The sequence below is a fragment of the Trichlorobacter lovleyi genome (genome assembly GCF_015239775.1).
Lineage (GTDB): Bacteria > Desulfobacterota > Desulfuromonadia > Geobacterales > Pseudopelobacteraceae > Trichlorobacter > Trichlorobacter lovleyi_B.
The window spans coordinates 80889-94655 of sequence record NZ_CP058409.1; the positions used below are offsets into that span (position 1 = coordinate 80889).

16 protein-coding genes are annotated in these 13767 nt (G+C 58.1%); 4 read left to right on the top strand and 12 right to left on the bottom strand.

Annotation, left to right across the window (positions count from 1 at the left end; genetic code table 11):
- Positions 1–21: 21 nt before the first annotated feature.
- The 9 genes from FY034_RS00400 to FY034_RS00440 all read right to left on the bottom strand — a co-directional run bounded on the left by FY034_RS00400 (position 22) and on the right by FY034_RS00440 (position 7787).
- A complete protein-coding gene (locus FY034_RS00400; protein ID WP_265552906.1) occupies positions 22–1272 on the bottom strand; it encodes an MFS transporter in 1251 nt (416 codons plus the stop codon).
- A gap of 33 nt (positions 1273–1305) precedes the next feature.
- On the bottom strand, positions 1306–1926 hold the full coding sequence (locus FY034_RS00405; RefSeq protein WP_265552908.1) for a DJ-1/PfpI family protein: 621 nt from the start codon (positions 1924–1926) through the stop codon (positions 1306–1308).
- 19 nt (positions 1927–1945) lie between these two features.
- A complete protein-coding gene (locus FY034_RS00410; protein ID WP_265552910.1) occupies positions 1946–2368 on the bottom strand; it encodes a GNAT family N-acetyltransferase in 423 nt (140 codons plus the stop codon).
- 66 nt (positions 2369–2434) lie between these two features.
- Entirely contained in the window at positions 2435–3346 is a 912-nt protein-coding gene (locus tag FY034_RS00415; protein ID WP_265552911.1) for a cyclase family protein, read from the bottom strand.
- Between the two features lie 114 nt (positions 3347–3460).
- On the bottom strand, positions 3461–4789 hold the full coding sequence (locus FY034_RS00420; protein WP_265552913.1) for a GGDEF domain-containing protein: 1329 nt from the start codon (positions 4787–4789) through the stop codon (positions 3461–3463).
- 59 nt (positions 4790–4848) lie between these two features.
- Positions 4849–5535, bottom strand: coding sequence for a DUF2461 domain-containing protein (locus FY034_RS00425; protein WP_265552915.1), 687 nt, complete (start codon positions 5533–5535; stop codon positions 4849–4851).
- A gap of 38 nt (positions 5536–5573) precedes the next feature.
- Positions 5574–6344: a hypothetical protein gene (locus tag FY034_RS00430; protein ID WP_265552917.1), complete on the bottom strand. Its 771-nt coding sequence runs from the start codon at positions 6342–6344 to the stop codon at positions 5574–5576.
- Positions 6345–6547: 203 nt separating this feature from the next.
- Positions 6548–7021: a hypothetical protein gene (locus tag FY034_RS00435; RefSeq protein WP_265552919.1), complete on the bottom strand. Its 474-nt coding sequence runs from the start codon at positions 7019–7021 to the stop codon at positions 6548–6550.
- Positions 7022–7067: 46 nt separating this feature from the next.
- Positions 7068–7787, bottom strand: coding sequence for a PEGA domain-containing protein (locus FY034_RS00440; protein ID WP_265552921.1), 720 nt, complete (start codon positions 7785–7787; stop codon positions 7068–7070).
- A 292-nt stretch (positions 7788–8079) separates the two neighbouring features.
- On the opposite strand from FY034_RS00440, the gene rsgA reads away from it, so the two are divergent.
- The 4 genes from rsgA to FY034_RS00460 all read left to right on the top strand — a co-directional run bounded on the left by rsgA (position 8080) and on the right by FY034_RS00460 (position 11212).
- Positions 8080–9156 (top strand): ribosome small subunit-dependent GTPase A, encoded by a 1077-nt coding sequence (gene rsgA, locus FY034_RS00445; RefSeq protein ID WP_265552923.1) that lies wholly within the window; start codon positions 8080–8082, stop codon positions 9154–9156.
- A gap of 10 nt (positions 9157–9166) precedes the next feature.
- Entirely contained in the window at positions 9167–9757 is a 591-nt protein-coding gene (locus FY034_RS00450; protein ID WP_265552925.1) for a TIGR00730 family Rossman fold protein, read from the top strand.
- A gap of 43 nt (positions 9758–9800) precedes the next feature.
- The gene (locus tag FY034_RS00455) at positions 9801–10415 is read left to right on the top strand and encodes a LysE family translocator (protein ID WP_265552926.1); all 615 of its coding nucleotides are present in this window, start codon (positions 9801–9803) and stop codon (positions 10413–10415) included.
- Between the two features lie 74 nt (positions 10416–10489).
- Complete coding sequence (locus tag FY034_RS00460) at positions 10490–11212, top strand: VIT1/CCC1 transporter family protein (RefSeq protein ID WP_265552928.1); 723 nt, start codon at positions 10490–10492, stop codon at positions 11210–11212.
- 36 nt (positions 11213–11248) lie between these two features.
- On the opposite strand, the gene FY034_RS00465 is transcribed toward FY034_RS00460, so the two are convergent.
- From FY034_RS00465 to FY034_RS00475, 3 genes are all read right to left on the bottom strand, one after another.
- Entirely contained in the window at positions 11249–11713 is a 465-nt protein-coding gene (locus FY034_RS00465; RefSeq protein ID WP_265552930.1) for a pyridoxamine 5'-phosphate oxidase family protein, read from the bottom strand.
- A gap of 75 nt (positions 11714–11788) precedes the next feature.
- On the bottom strand, positions 11789–13297 hold the full coding sequence (locus FY034_RS00470; RefSeq protein WP_265552932.1) for a helicase HerA-like domain-containing protein: 1509 nt from the start codon (positions 13295–13297) through the stop codon (positions 11789–11791).
- Between the two features lie 9 nt (positions 13298–13306).
- Complete coding sequence (locus FY034_RS00475) at positions 13307–13597, bottom strand: YciI family protein (RefSeq protein WP_265552933.1); 291 nt, start codon at positions 13595–13597, stop codon at positions 13307–13309.
- Positions 13598–13767: the final 170 nt, after the last annotated feature.

The window sequence follows — 13767 nt, forward strand, 5'->3', positions numbered from 1 at the left end:
AGGCGGAGAACGGACCGGTACTTAGCACCTTGCAACATAACGGGCGCGCCGGAAGTGCAGGTACGCCAGTGTCAGCGAAGCCGCCTGCAACAGGGCGCAGAAGTAGAACGGCGCGCCGATCCGCCAGTCGCCGCGGGGCAGGTGTGAGACCGTTGCCAGGAGCGGGGCGCTGAGCAAGGGTGCCACCACCGCCATCAGGCTGTTCAGGGAACTGACCGCCCCCATGGTCCGGCCCTGGCTGCTGTGGTCGGCAGCCTTGGAGATGATGCTCTGCAACGACGGGGTCACCGTAAAGCTGAGCAGGTTCAGGAAGACCACCGCATACATCATCCAGCCCTGGGAGGCAGCGCCCCAGGCCGTATGGGCCAGCACCGACGAGGCCAGGCCGATCAGCACCAGACGTTGCGGGCTGACATGCTTTAACAGGCGGCCCAGCAGAAAACCCTGCACAACCAGCGACATGATCCCGACCGCAGCAAGGGACCAGCCGTTCTCCTGCGGTCCCCAGCCGAACTTGAAGGTTGTGTACAGCACCCAGCTGGTGAACACGACGAATTGGGCCAGCCCGCTCAAGCCGATCACGGCAATCAAGCGGCCTCCCCCTTCCAGGCCACTCAGGGCGCGGAGCGACTTCCACGGATTGATCGCAGCCCGCCAATGAAACGGACGGCGGCGCTCTTCAGGCAACGATTCCGGCAGCACAAAATAGCCATAGAGCCAGTTGAGCATGGCAAGCGCCCCGGCCACGAAAAAGGGCAGCTGCAATGAGATCGCCCCCAACAGCCCGCCCATCATCGGCCCGACAATAAACCCGACCCCGAACATGGCCCCCAGCATGCTAAAACGCCGGGCCCGCTCCTCAGGCGGGGTGATATCCGCCACATAGGCGTTCGCTACAGCAGCGTTGGCCTGCATGGCCCCACCAACCAGCCGTGCTGCCACCAGCATCCAGAGCTCCGTGGCGAGCCCGGTTGCAAAAAAGTTGAGGCCAAGGCCGCAGAAACCGAGCAAGAGCAGCGGTCTACGGCCATAGGCATCGGACAGCGCGCCAAGGATTGGTGAGGCAAAGAAATTGGCAAACCCGAACGAGAACACGACCACGCCGTACCAGAACGCCTGATCTGCCTGCGAACCGGTAAAGCCGCCCACCAGCGACGGCAGCACCGGGATGATCAGGCCGATGGCCACCATGTCGATCAGCACCGCCAGCATGATGAAGCGCATGGCAGCGGTCCGGTCTGGTCGCTGCTTGAAAAAGTGGTTGTTAGGCATGCGTGATCCTGGCCTGCTCGCTAAACATAGAAATTATACCCGCCGCTGGTTCGTCTCCGGATAGGGATACTCCATCTGGCGGGCCGTGGCACGGGCAATTGCCTCGCCATGATAGCGGGCTACCACCTGCAAGGCCATATCAATACCGGCCGAGATGCCTGCCGAGCTGATCAGGTTGCCGTCCTCCACCACGTGCTGGTCGTACAGCACCGTGGTAGAGGGAAAGGAGTCGCGCATCCAGTCCAGCGAACGCCAGTGGGTGGTGGCTCTGCGGCCTTCCAGCAGACCGGCAAAACCCAGCAGCATGGCACCGGTACAGACCGAGGTTAAAAGCTCCACCTGCTGGGCACGGCTGCGCAGCCACTCCAGCATGGCCGGGTTGGACAGCTCCCGGCGGGTACCCCAGCCACCCGGCACACAGAGGATATCCAGTTTGGGGCAGTCGGCAAAGCGGTAATCCGGGGTTACCCGCATGCCGCCGCTGGTGGTGATGGTGTGGCCGGTTTCACCCACCAGCTTGACCTCAAAGGGCGAGGGTTCCTCGCGGCGCTGTTCCTCGTTAAGACGCACCACGGAAAAGACCTCAAACGGCCCGCAGAAGTCCAGAACCTCGATCTCATCAAACACCACGATCCCAACGGTTGTGCGTTGCATGGCCCCTCCTTACCGCGGTTTATTCCGTGAACCCCTTGGCTGCCATTGTCTCAACCTGTTTGAACAGCGCCATACCGGTCTTCATCAGGCGGAAACCCAGGCTGCGGTAGAACGGCTCCTTGCCGATAGAGGCGTACAGGATCACGTTACAATGGGAAACACGTGCAAGGATGGCCTGCATGATGGTACGACCAAGACCATGCCCCTGGTATTGCGGCACCACCGCCACATCATAGACTGCTGCCTGGTAGACCCCGTCGGAAATGGCCCGGCCAAAGCCGATCATCTGCTGGTTGTGATAGAGGAACACCACGGTATGGCTGGCCTCAAAGGCCTGTTGGTGGGCTTCTGCCGCATAGTGGGCCATGCCCACTTCCTGCAGGGTGTCTGCCACCAGCTGCCAGTTAACACCGCTGCAGTCAAAACGGATCTCCGGTTGCACGCGTACCTCCTGAAGGTTGTGTCAAAACTTGCCCCATACACGCCGCCTCCCGCCACTTTTTGCCCGTCACCTGACCCGCATGCCGCGCGTTGCATCCCAATGCAGCGGTTTCGCGGCCCGTGGGAGCGGACTTTCCGGCAGCTGTCCGACCGACACGCCATACTGCCAGTCCGGCGGGCAGATGGCAATATAGCGCGCATACCCCCCCAGACCGCCCTGGAACTTGGGGAATCCGATGGTCACGAGCGCCCCAGCCTCGGGCACCTGATCGAGATGGGCAACCCCTTCCGCCTGGGTATAGCCGTTTCTGAGCAGCCAGGCCTCTCCTTCAAGGGTGGGTGTGCTGTCCGTGTCCAGCGGCTCATGGCCGTGGAACAGGATATGCCGTTGCTCGTGCAGAAACTTCAGGGCTGCCAGCGAGACCCCCGGGAAGACCTGCCGGGTGGCGAGAGCGGGATTGGGCCACTCCTTTGACCAGTCGGAGCGGACAAACACCACGGACCCCTCGGGAATCCGGCCATGCCTGGCCTCCCAGTTCTGGATGTCCGCCATTGTGAGACTGTAGCCCGGATTCTGTGCCACCTGCTCCACGATGGAGATCACCACCAAAGGCCTCACGGCAAAGGTGGGGGGCAGCTCGTCGATGGCGGGATAATCGGGGTTCCAGTGGGCCGGGGGATCAAGCTGGGTGCCGAACTGATCAGTAGCGAGTTCGTAGCGGGTGGCCTCGAACCCGTCCTTTGACCAACTGTAGGGGGCGCCGGTGGCGGGATTCAGTGCAGGGCTGAAGCTGGAGGGGCCGAAGCCTGCCCAGACCGGGATGGATGGGGTGATGGTGTGGGTCAGGTCAACGTATTTGGCCGCCTTCAAGGTGTTCTCATAGGTCTGCCAGAGGCTGGGCGCGGCAGTAATGCGCGACTGAGGCATGCATGCCGTACACAGAAACACAATGCACAGTAAAATCGGAACGCGTTTCATAAGGTTCCTCCTGCCTTTTGTTCTGCTGATTAACATTTGCTTAAGCGGTAATTCCAGCCCGAAGGGATTGTCAGGTTGAAGCAGTGGTAAGTATTTGACGTATTATTTTCTCACCTATGTATCATAATTCAGCATTACGCATTTGTTGCGCCCCTCCTTTTTTGCTGAATACAAGGCATCATCCGCGGCTTTCAAGAACAGCTCCACCGTCTGATCTACCCGGGGTACCACAACTGCTATTCCAAAACTCATCGTGACATGGCCATATTCTGAAAGGGAATGTGGAATATTAAGATCACGAAAATCCATGATTATTTTCTCCACAATACTTTTTGCCTGTTCACCATCAGTAATCGGCAAGATAAGTGCAAATTCCTCACCACCATACCGGGCCACTAAATCAGATACCCGCTTAGCGTTTCTTTGTAATACGTTGGCAACCAATTGAAGACAATTATCTCCCGCCTGATGGCCATAACTGTCATTGTATTTCTTGAACCAATCAACATCTCCGATTATCAGACATAATGAACACCTTGAGCGGAGCGCTCTGCTCCACTCGGTCAACAATACCGTGTCAAAACGTCGCCGGTTAGCAATTCCAGTCAATTTATCGGTAAAGCTCAACTCCAACAATTCTCGATTCAGCTCTTCTAATTTTGCCTCTGCATTTTTTCGAATTTTTATTTCCTGTTCAAGCTGGATATTCAAGTCAACTAAATTTGCTGTACGTTCTTCTACCTTCTGTTCCAATGTCACAGAATACTTTTCAATCTCATCTTTAGCCTGCTGTAACTCAATAGTTCTAAGGTCAACCATAGCCGTCAATTCACGTTCTTTATCTAGCATTCGTTTCTGCCGTAATTTTTTTAATTCATCCATGATAGTCATGCCAGATTGAAATATCCTTATTTCAACGTAAGGCGTTTCAGCATCAAAGTAGCATGTGTCATTGGCCCAGCAGGGGACTTTAAATGCATGACTGAATATCCCGATTAACTTCCCTTGCAAAAATGGAGCTCCCCATCTCTTTTCTCCTTGAAGATTCTTTTGCGTGCTTAACTCCCATGGATTTTTAACTATAACAACCGCCTGTCGATCTATTGGATTGTACTCAAGTATCTCAAAGGATCCCCATCCTGCCGCCGATACAGCTTTACCCCAGGACAAGAAGCCGTCCTTAAAATTAGTTGCCAAGGTCGAAATCATCGCATGGTAGTCCGCTTCCGTCCCAAGGCTGGAAGAATATGCGACAAGCAGACGGAATAAATCCATTCCAAGCTCATCCACAATAGGCGCCAACATATTCGATATAGAGGGATCGGTCCAAAAGAGTGCGGAATCTATTCCAAAAAAGGTCAGGTTGCCTTTATCCAACTCCCACTGAATAGGGACTTTATTCAGTTCAATAGTAATTTCTGATTTTTCTTGGATCTTTTCCATAACGGACTCTTGTTTTTCCTCTGGTTTGCTATCTTCTTATCCTTTATTGCCCCTCATCATCAACCCTGCTGTACCATCTGCCAGAACAGCTCATACAGCGGTTGCAGCTGCCGGAAGCCTGCGGCCAGGTCATCACGGATATCCCGGGTAAAGAGCCGACCGTCAACCTCCCGGTTGCAGATCAGGCAGACATTTTTGCGGCAATGCCAGCTCTGCAAGTCATCCGGCAGGGCCGGGTTCAGGGGGCGCTTGTAGCAGTCCCCCGCCAGCACAAAGGCATCCTGTTGGGCAAGCCAGGCCACAGTTGCGCGGAAGCGGGCCGGTTTTGCCTCGATCAGGCGCCGCAGGTTGTCCATGGTCTGTCTGGTGGCACTGTAAAAGCCCATGCCGTAGCGGTAGCTGTCGGCGGTGATCTCAAAGAAGAAGCAGGGGGCGGTCTTCCAGTCGGGACTGTAACGTTTGAAGGTGATCCAGAGGCAGGTCTTGTAGGGCGATTTGTTATGGGAAAAACGGGTGTCACGGTGGATGCGGGAGATGGTTTTATCCACCGCCGGGAGGGTGATCAGTGCGGGATCAAGGGCCAGCATGGTGTCGGCCAGCTCAGAGACCAGCAGCTTGAGGGGTTCCAGCAGCAGTTCCTGATACTCGTCGCGATGGTCCTCAAACCAGGCCTTGGTGTTGTTGACAGCCAGCCGCTCAAAAAATCCCGGGGCCAGCGGTGAAAATCCGTTAAACCGGTCAGCCATCTGCACCTCCAGGCAGGGTAGTGCCTCTTCAGCCAGAGCTACCGGACATATCCGGCCGGGTTAAAGGGTGGTACCGGCCCGGTGCCCCGTTCAATACTGCTGTTGTGCCGTTGCATCGCCTTCAGATGCTGGGTGACTTCGTGGGGCAGCAGGATTCGCTCCTTGACAAAGTATTCGCCCAGCCGGGGCTGGCTGTGGTGCTGGTGCCTGACCAGAAAGGCGGCCTGCTTGGGGGTCAGCAGTCCGAGGGTGACCGCCTTTTCACCGAACACGCCGGGGATGTCGGTGGCTGCACGGACAATCTGGATATCCTTGTCCGTCAACCAGCCCCAGGCCTTGGCGATCTCGCCGTAGGGCGGCCGTTGGTCACGCTGCCAGCGCATGCCCCGCACCAGATCCTGCCAGGAGATCTCGGTGGCAAAATACAAAAACTGGCCGAATTTCAGTTTGTAGGTGGGAAAGACGCCCCTGTAATAGCGTTCGTGTTCTTTCTTGGGGATCTTCTCCACAACCGGGCGTACCGGTCTGACAACCGTTGGACGGACATAGGTGGAGAAGGGGGTTGAAGGTCTGGCCGGTGCCGGTCCGGCAGCCTTTTTCTGGGCAGAGGCAAGGTGTTCGATCAGGATATCCCGCGCCGAAACCAGGGAGCTGACCGCCTCGCCGCAGTGCTGCGCCACACTCTGGGCCGAATCCGGGTGAAAGGCGCGCACCCGGCGCCTGAATGCCGATTTTACCTCGGCAGCGGTAACCCGCTGCAGATCAGCGGCCTCGCCAAACAGTATCTTGACTGCGTCTGATGGATGCATAGGCGCGTGTACTCCTCATCAGCAGGATTTCAGACAGCTTACCCGGTGCTACAAAGCTACTGCCTTTTGACCATCCATTTGTACTCCGGTATCAGGCACCTGACAATAGCTGACATTACCTTTTGGTTCAATCGGAACTGCCATGAACAAGGCCGAACGACGCTTGCAACTGGCTGAACCTGCGGCAGCAGGGGGGCGGAGGTTTAGCGGTTGTTGCGCTGCTCGTAAAAGGCCTTTTCAAAGGTTGTGACCGTGGTCAGATCTTCAAGACGGCTGATCGTGACAATAACGGGGCGGCCGGTATCATCGTCCTTTCCTTCCAGACGCAGGTAGTCGCCCTTTTCTTCCAGTGCCCTGAAGCCGTGCTGCTTCAGTCTGGCCAGCGTTGCTGCCGCCGTGTTTCCCTTGAAAATCAGTGTACTGCCTGCCAGGGCACGCTCATGCTCATAGAACAGCCCGACACTCAACAGCGGGGCTGCGTCGTGTATCTGGTACAGTTCAACGGCCAGTCCTTCCAGCTCGGCCACCTTGTCAGCCGCCCCCAGAATGGCTACGACCTCTGCCTTGGGCATCAGCACGCTGACCCGGTCCAACGCGGCAAGTTCAATGGCAAAGGAGGCGGTTGTGCCGATAAGCAGCACCATGCCGGAAAATAGTAGGGTTAGACAGGCTTTCATGGGAATCTCCCTCTGTGGTTGTCAGATCTGCGTATTGCTACGGAAGCTATTGGAAAAGGGTGTCAAGGACACCGATCAGACCGGCCGGATTAACCTTGACTCCGACCGAGGTGGTGGTCTTCTCCTGTACGCGGGTGCCGTCGGAGGTGACATAGTTCCGTGACGAGCTTGAGGAGGTCTCTTTCCCGATCGGCGCTGTTTGCGAAAGGGCCGCGCCGGCTCCCATCTTGAGCAGTTCCTTGGTCATCTCTCCCTGATCCATGGCAGCGCTATTGTCTGATCCGGGGTAGGCTGCTGCGACAGCCGGTGCCGGAGCAGCGGCGCCGGCACCGGACAGCGGCATCAGGCTGACGGAAACCGCCGGTGGAGTAAGAATATACGCCTCGCCGGTCTGCTCCTGGTTTGAGATGGAGTTCATGCCGCTGCCCATCCCCATTGAGGCGTTTTTAAAGAACAGGCCCGAGTTGATGCCGGACTGGACCGCCTTCAGGTAAACCCGTTCCGTCTGGTATTGATTCGTGATGACCACATCTGCCTGGCGGTAGTTCTCTTTGACAAGCGTCAGGATATGGCTGCGGTTCCGTTCAAGGGAGACCCGTGTCGGGGTGACACCGGCGAACTGACCGTCGGCGTAGATCCGGGCGCCGACCGGGTTGGTTGAGACCGGGATATCCTGCTTCAGAACCGGCATGCTGCAGCCTGTTGCAAGGATACTCAGCAACGAGCCGAGCAACAGCATTAAAAGGTGATGCATTGTTCTGGTCATGGTGTTCTCCCTCACATAGAGCTGATACGGTCCATTCCTTATAACGTACTTATGGCTGTATACAAGCTACGACAATGACAAAGGTTGATATACACTGTACAGAGCAGCCAAACGACGGTTGCTGGATAGCCTGCTGCACTGGAGCTTTTGTGACTTCAGGAGTATAACGATATCCTTTGAAGCGGGTTAGCAGGGGCTGAGCGCCTGGTTCGAGATGTGGCGTAGGGAGTTGGGGCACCACTGGGAGGTCTGCCGGAATGCAGCTGTAGCAAACTGAATGGAAGATCATCAGATGTCAAATCAACCGATAAAACTTGAACAACTAGGATGGAACCAGTGGTTTGACGGACTGTTGGCACTGCAGGGACAGCCGTTGGAGAGCGCGGCGCGGGTGGCGGCCGTAGACCGTGAGCAACTGCTGCTGATGAACAGCACGGGACTGTTCCGGGCCAGGCTGTCCGGCAGTTACCTGCACCATAACCGCCGACCCGAGGCGTTCCCCTGCGTGGGTGACTGGGTCTGCGTGGAAAAGGGACCACAAGATGAGATCGGCCTGATCCACAGCCTGCTCGACCGCAGGACCAGCCTGCAGCGCAAGGCCGTGGGCAGTGCTGGTGAGGCGCAGATGATTGCAGCCAACCTGGATTACGTGATCATTGTGCAGTCCTGCCACTTTGATTTCAACCTGAACCGCCTGGAACGCTATCTGGTCATGGTGATGCAGGGCGGGGCCGAGCCGGTCATCCTGCTGACCAAGACCGACCTTATCGAGCCTGATCAGCTGGCCGAACTGCGCAGCCGCATCGATAACGCCGGCATTTTTGCGCCGGTGCTGACCATCAGCACCATCACCGGCCAAGGGATCGACGAGTTGAAGCAGTTGCTGGTGCCGGGCAAGACCTACTGCTTTGTCGGCTCATCCGGGGTGGGCAAAAGCACGCTCATCAACGCCCTGGTTGGTGGCGGCCGGCTGGCAACCCAGACGGTCAGCGCCAGCGGCGAGGGACGCCACACCACGGTCCGGCGGGAGCTGCTGTTGCTGGACAATGGGGCACTGGTGATCGACAACCCCGGCATGCGCGAGTTCGGTATCCTGGATGCAGCAGACGGCATGGCCAGCGGTTTCAGCGACATAACCGGTCATGCTGCCCAATGCCGCTACCGGGACTGCAGCCATACCAGTGAACCGGGCTGTGCCGTGCTTGCTGCCCTGGCCACAGGCGAGATCAACCGGGCGCATTATGACAACTTTCTCAAGTTGCAGAGCGAATCCGCGTTTTACCAGCTATCCCACGCTGAAAAGCGCAAAAAGGACCGTGACTTCGGCAAGTTTATCAAGTCGGTCAAAAAAGATCTGACACGGGAATAGAAAGGTAACCATGCAACAAATCTGCGTCTTTTGCGGTTCCAGTCCCGGCACACGGCCGGAATACAGTGCAGCAGCTCACGCCCTGGGACAGGCCTTGGTGGCCCAGGGGATCGAGCTGGTCTACGGCGGCGCCAGCGTGGGGCTGATGGGGATCGTGGCCCGCACCGTACTGGAAGGGGGCGGCCGGGTGACCGGGATCATTCCCCGCCTGCTGGCTGAGAAAGAGGTGGCCCTGACCAGCCTGGATGACCTGCGGATTGTGGACTCCATGCATGAGCGCAAGGCATTGATGGCAGAGCTGTCAGACGGCTTCATTGCCCTGCCGGGCGGAATCGGCACCATTGAAGAGTTTGTGGAGGTGCTGACCTGGGCCCAACTGGGCATCCACACCAAGCCCTGCGGCCTGTTGAACATCGCTGGCTATTACGACGGGCTGCTGGGGTTCTTTGACCACATGCTGGCAGAAGGTTTTATCCGGCCAGCCTGCCGCAGCACCATCCTGGTTGAGCAGGACCCGCTCAGCCTGTTGGCGGCCATGGGCAGCTATCGTTCTCCCACAGAGGACAAGGCAGCCTGGGCCCTGAAGCTGAGCAACAGTTGAGCGCGCTGCTCTTGAACCAACCAGACCTGCTAAGGAGAATGCCATGGTTACTACCCAGTTTTTGCTCACCTCGCTGATCGTTGCCCTGGTGCCCGGCACCGGGGTGATCTTCACCGTATCCACCGGCATCATGCAGGGGCGCCGGGCAGCACTCTTTGCCGCCTTGGGCTGTACTGCCGGGATCATCCCGCACCTGCTGGCCACCATCCTGGGGCTGGCAGCCCTGATGCACACCAGCGCCCTGGCCTTCCAGACCCTCAAGTACGCCGGGGTGGCCTATCTGCTCTACCTGGCCTATGCCACCTGGCAGGATACCAGCACCTTCCAGCTGGATACCAGCTCATCCCGCAGCACCGCCCGCGGCCTGATGCTCAAGGCCGTGCTGCTCAACCTGCTCAACCCCAAGCTGACCATCTTCTTTCTGGCCTTTCTGCCCCAGTTCATCAGCCCCACCGCAGCCAGCCCGCTGACGCAGCTGCTCCTGCTGTCCGGCCTGTTCATGGCCATGACCCTGGTGGTGTTTGTTGCCTACGGTCTGCTGGCCCATGCCTTCCGTATCAGGGTAATCGCCTCGCAGCGGGTGCAGACCTGGCTGCGCCGCAGCTTTGCCGCTGCCTTTGCTGCCCTGGGGATCAGACTGGCCTGCTCGGAACGATAAAACGGTGGATGGCAGTGGCCGGTCAAGGGCCGGCTGCAAACAACAGACAGGATTGTACTTAAAGGAGTTTCAGGATGCCGCCATCAGCAAACCATGTCCCTCAAGATTCAATGGCCGCAGAGCAGCACTATGCAGAGCGGATTGGCTGGCTGCGTGCCGTGGTGCTGGGAGCTAACGATGGTATTGTCTCAACGGCGAGCCTGCTGGTGGGGGTTGCTGCAGCCGAAACCGGCAGCAGCAACATCATGCTTGCCGGGTTGGCAGGGCTGATGGCCGGTGCCATGTCAATGGCCGCTGGTGAGTATGTATCAGTCAGCTCCCAGGCTGATACGGAACGGGCTGATTTACAGCGTGAGCGCCGTGAACTTGAAGATGATCCTGAGTTTGAACACCGGGAACTGGCTGAAATCTATATGCAGCGCGGTCTTGATCAGGATCTGGCCAGGCAGGTGGCTGAACGGTTGATGGCCCATGATGCCTTGGGGGCCCACGCCCGTGATGAGTTGGGGTTATCGGAGATTCATACTGCCCGCCCACTGCAGGCTGCCCTGGCTTCAGCCATGACCTTTGCCCTGGGGGCGGCAGTACCGCTGCTCATTGCCTGGCAAAGTCCGCACCGGCTCACCATCCCGCTGGTGGCGGCCAGCTCCTTGGTCTGTCTGGCGGTTCTTGGGGGGCTGGCAGCCTCTATCGGCGGTGCCAACGTGCTGCTTGGCGCATGGCGGGTAACGATCTGGGGAGCCGTGGCAATGGCGATCACTGCAGGGGTCGGGATGCTCTTTGGCGCTGTGATCTGAAACATGCCAGCCTGATACCGGCATTGTTTGCGGGCGCTAGCGCCGTGCCTTGCCGCAGATGGTATCGATACTGATCTTAAAGACCCTGGTCCTGGCTGCATCGCTGGCAATATACTGCAGTCCTTTTTCATGATACTCAGGGCAGTATTTGTCCGTCAGCCCTTCCAGGCCGTGCTGCTTCTCTGCATCAAGCGCCTCGCTGACCCGGCCGGAGACAATCACACTTTCATAGCGGGTGGAGAACTTTTCCGGCACCACCTCCGTGGCACCCACCACACAGAATGAGGCCCGGTTGTTGTCTGCCAGCAGAGCCAGTTTGCGCCCTTCCAGGGCACAGTGGAAGTAGATCGCATTATTCAGCACGCAGTAACTGAGCGGCAGACCGTACGGTTCGCCATCAGCGCCACAGAGGGAAAGCACGCCGTACTCCCCCTGCTGAAGCAGTGCCCTGGCCTCTGTTTCAGCGATCCCCCGATCTTTTCGACGTAATTCGTGTTGCATGGGATATCTCCCTGTCTCCCGCCATCAAAGGCCTCTCATACCTGTGGCTTCCGGCTGAGCGGCAGTACCGTCAGGTCAGCGCCTTCCGCCAAACAGGCTGCCCAGTACGCCACGGATTATTGAACGACCGATCTGGCTGCCCATGGCGCGGGCCGCTGATTTTGTCAGGGCCTCAACCGCGCTTTCGCGACCTCTGCTGTGGCCACTGCCGCCACCCAGCATATCTGCCAGCACACCGCCCAAGCCGCTGCTGCCGGAAGACGACGCAGCACCAGTCTGCGTCTGGGTACCGGCTGCGTCGGCTGACTGTTTGGCTCGGGCCTTGAGGATTTCATAGGCTGATTCACGATCAATGGGTGTATCGTAGGCACCGGCAACGAGCGACGTCTGGAGTAACCGGCTGCGCTGGTCGGCGCTGATCGGGCCGATCTGCCCCCGGGGCGGCACCATGTAGGCGCGCTCCACCACACCTGAGCGCCCTTTTTCATCAAGGCAGGAAACCAGTGCCTCTCCCACCCCCAGTTCAGTGATTACTGCAGCTTCATCCAGGGCCGGATTGTCGCGCATGGTTTCTGCGGCAGCCTTGACCCCTTTCTGGTCGCGCACCGAAAAGGCGCGTAAGGCATGCTGGACCCGGTTACCAAGCTGCGACAGGATTTTATCCGGCACATCAGCCGGGTTCTGGGTAACAAAATAGACTCCCACCCCTTTTGAGCGGATCAACCGCACGACCTGCTCGATTTTTTCCACCAGCACCGGCGGGGCATCGCTAAACAGCAAGTGGGCTTCGTCAAAAAAGAAGACCAGCTTCGGTTTGTCAAGGTCGCCGACTTCGGGCAGATTTTCAAACAACTCAGACAGTAGCCAGAGCAACAGCGTGGCGTAAAGTTTTGGCGACTGCATCAGCTTTTCGGATGAAAGGATGTTGATGACCCCAAGCCCGCGGTCGGTCTGGAGCAGATCGGCACTATTGAGCATCGGTTCGCCGAAGATCTGCTCGCCGCCTTGTGCCTCCAGGGTCAGCAGGCCGCGCTGGATGGCGCCGATTGAGGCCGTTGATACATTGCCGTAGTCGGTGGTGAACTGCTTGGCGTTTTCACCGACAAAAGCGAGCATAGCCCGCAGATCCTTCAGGTCCAACAGTAACAGACCATTGTCGTCAGCCACCTTGAACACCAGGTTCAGGACGCCGCTCTGGGTTTCGTTGAGATCGAGCATACGCCCAAGCAGAAGTGGTCCCATGTCAGAGATGGTGGCCCGCACCGGATGACCATTCAAGCCGAACGGGTCCCACAGGGTAACCGGGTATCCCTGGTGGGCAAACCCCTCAAGTTTCAGGGCTTTGACCCGCTCGGCAACCTTGGCATTGCCGCCGCCGGGCTGCGATACACCCGCAAGGTCACCCTTCACATCAGACATGAAGCAGGGCACGCCGAGGCTGGAAAAATGCTCGGCAAGCATCTGCAGGGTCACCGTTTTACCGGTGCCGGTGGCGCCGGTGATCAGGCCGTGGCGGTTGGCCATCTGAGGCAGCAGCAGGATATCTGTGGTGCTGTTTTTGGCAATGAGAAGAGGTTCGGTCATGGCAACTCCTTACAGTTTCAGAAACCAGGCGTATTCAGGGCCGGTCCGGTTCGGTTCAAACTCGGTCACCTCGTACAGGGCAACCCCGTGCTGGTTGAACGGATCCTCCAGCAGGATCGCATCAAGCTGCTCCTTGGTGACGCCGGTAGCCAGAATAATCCCGCCGGTGCGGGGTACCTTGCGGCCCGAGGCGATGAAGGTGCCCTGGCTAAAGTAGCGGTCAAGAAAGGCAAGATGGGCCGGCAGGTGATGATCCACCACCTCCAGCGGCTGTTGGTAGGTTACGGATACGATGAACATGACTGACTCCCTGACTGGATCTCTGTTCTACGGCAAATGTCGGGCCAGTATAGCCGATCTGTTAAAAATCACCAGTGCAGCGGAACGCTGCTTATCCGCGCAAGACATCTTTCAACCCCTCGCGGCCTCCCCTTGTCAGGGGAGGAGCAAACAGGAAAGGTTTAAAGACC

Excerpts from the sequence above, each read along its gene's own strand:
- FY034_RS00455 (WP_265552926.1), top strand. The coding sequence starts at position 9,801 with ATGGTTACTACCCAGTTTTTGCTCACCTCGCTGATCGTTGCCCTGGTG.
- FY034_RS00430 (WP_265552917.1), bottom strand. The coding sequence starts at position 6,344 with ATGCATCCATCAGACGCAGTCAAGATACTGTTTGGCGAGGCCGCTGAT.
- FY034_RS00475 (WP_265552933.1), bottom strand. The coding sequence starts at position 13,597 with ATGTTCATCGTATCCGTAACCTACCAACAGCCGCTGGAGGTGGTGGAT.
- FY034_RS00470 (WP_265552932.1), bottom strand. The coding sequence starts at position 13,297 with ATGACCGAACCTCTTCTCATTGCCAAAAACAGCACCACAGATATCCTG.
- FY034_RS00435 (WP_265552919.1), bottom strand. The coding sequence starts at position 7,021 with ATGAAAGCCTGTCTAACCCTACTATTTTCCGGCATGGTGCTGCTTATC.
- FY034_RS00465 (WP_265552930.1), bottom strand. The coding sequence starts at position 11,713 with ATGCAACACGAATTACGTCGAAAAGATCGGGGGATCGCTGAAACAGAG.
- FY034_RS00425 (WP_265552915.1), bottom strand. The coding sequence starts at position 5,535 with ATGGCTGACCGGTTTAACGGATTTTCACCGCTGGCCCCGGGATTTTTT.
- FY034_RS00405 (WP_265552908.1), bottom strand. The coding sequence starts at position 1,926 with ATGCAACGCACAACCGTTGGGATCGTGGTGTTTGATGAGATCGAGGTT.
- FY034_RS00415 (WP_265552911.1), bottom strand. The coding sequence starts at position 3,346 with ATGAAACGCGTTCCGATTTTACTGTGCATTGTGTTTCTGTGTACGGCA.
- FY034_RS00460 (WP_265552928.1), top strand. The coding sequence starts at position 10,490 with ATGCCGCCATCAGCAAACCATGTCCCTCAAGATTCAATGGCCGCAGAG.
- FY034_RS00420 (WP_265552913.1), bottom strand. The coding sequence starts at position 4,789 with ATGGAAAAGATCCAAGAAAAATCAGAAATTACTATTGAACTGAATAAA.
- FY034_RS00450 (WP_265552925.1), top strand. The coding sequence starts at position 9,167 with ATGCAACAAATCTGCGTCTTTTGCGGTTCCAGTCCCGGCACACGGCCG.
- FY034_RS00440 (WP_265552921.1), bottom strand. The coding sequence starts at position 7,787 with ATGACCAGAACAATGCATCACCTTTTAATGCTGTTGCTCGGCTCGTTG.
- FY034_RS00400 (WP_265552906.1), bottom strand. The coding sequence starts at position 1,272 with ATGCCTAACAACCACTTTTTCAAGCAGCGACCAGACCGGACCGCTGCC.
- rsgA (WP_265552923.1), top strand. The coding sequence starts at position 8,080 with ATGTCAAATCAACCGATAAAACTTGAACAACTAGGATGGAACCAGTGG.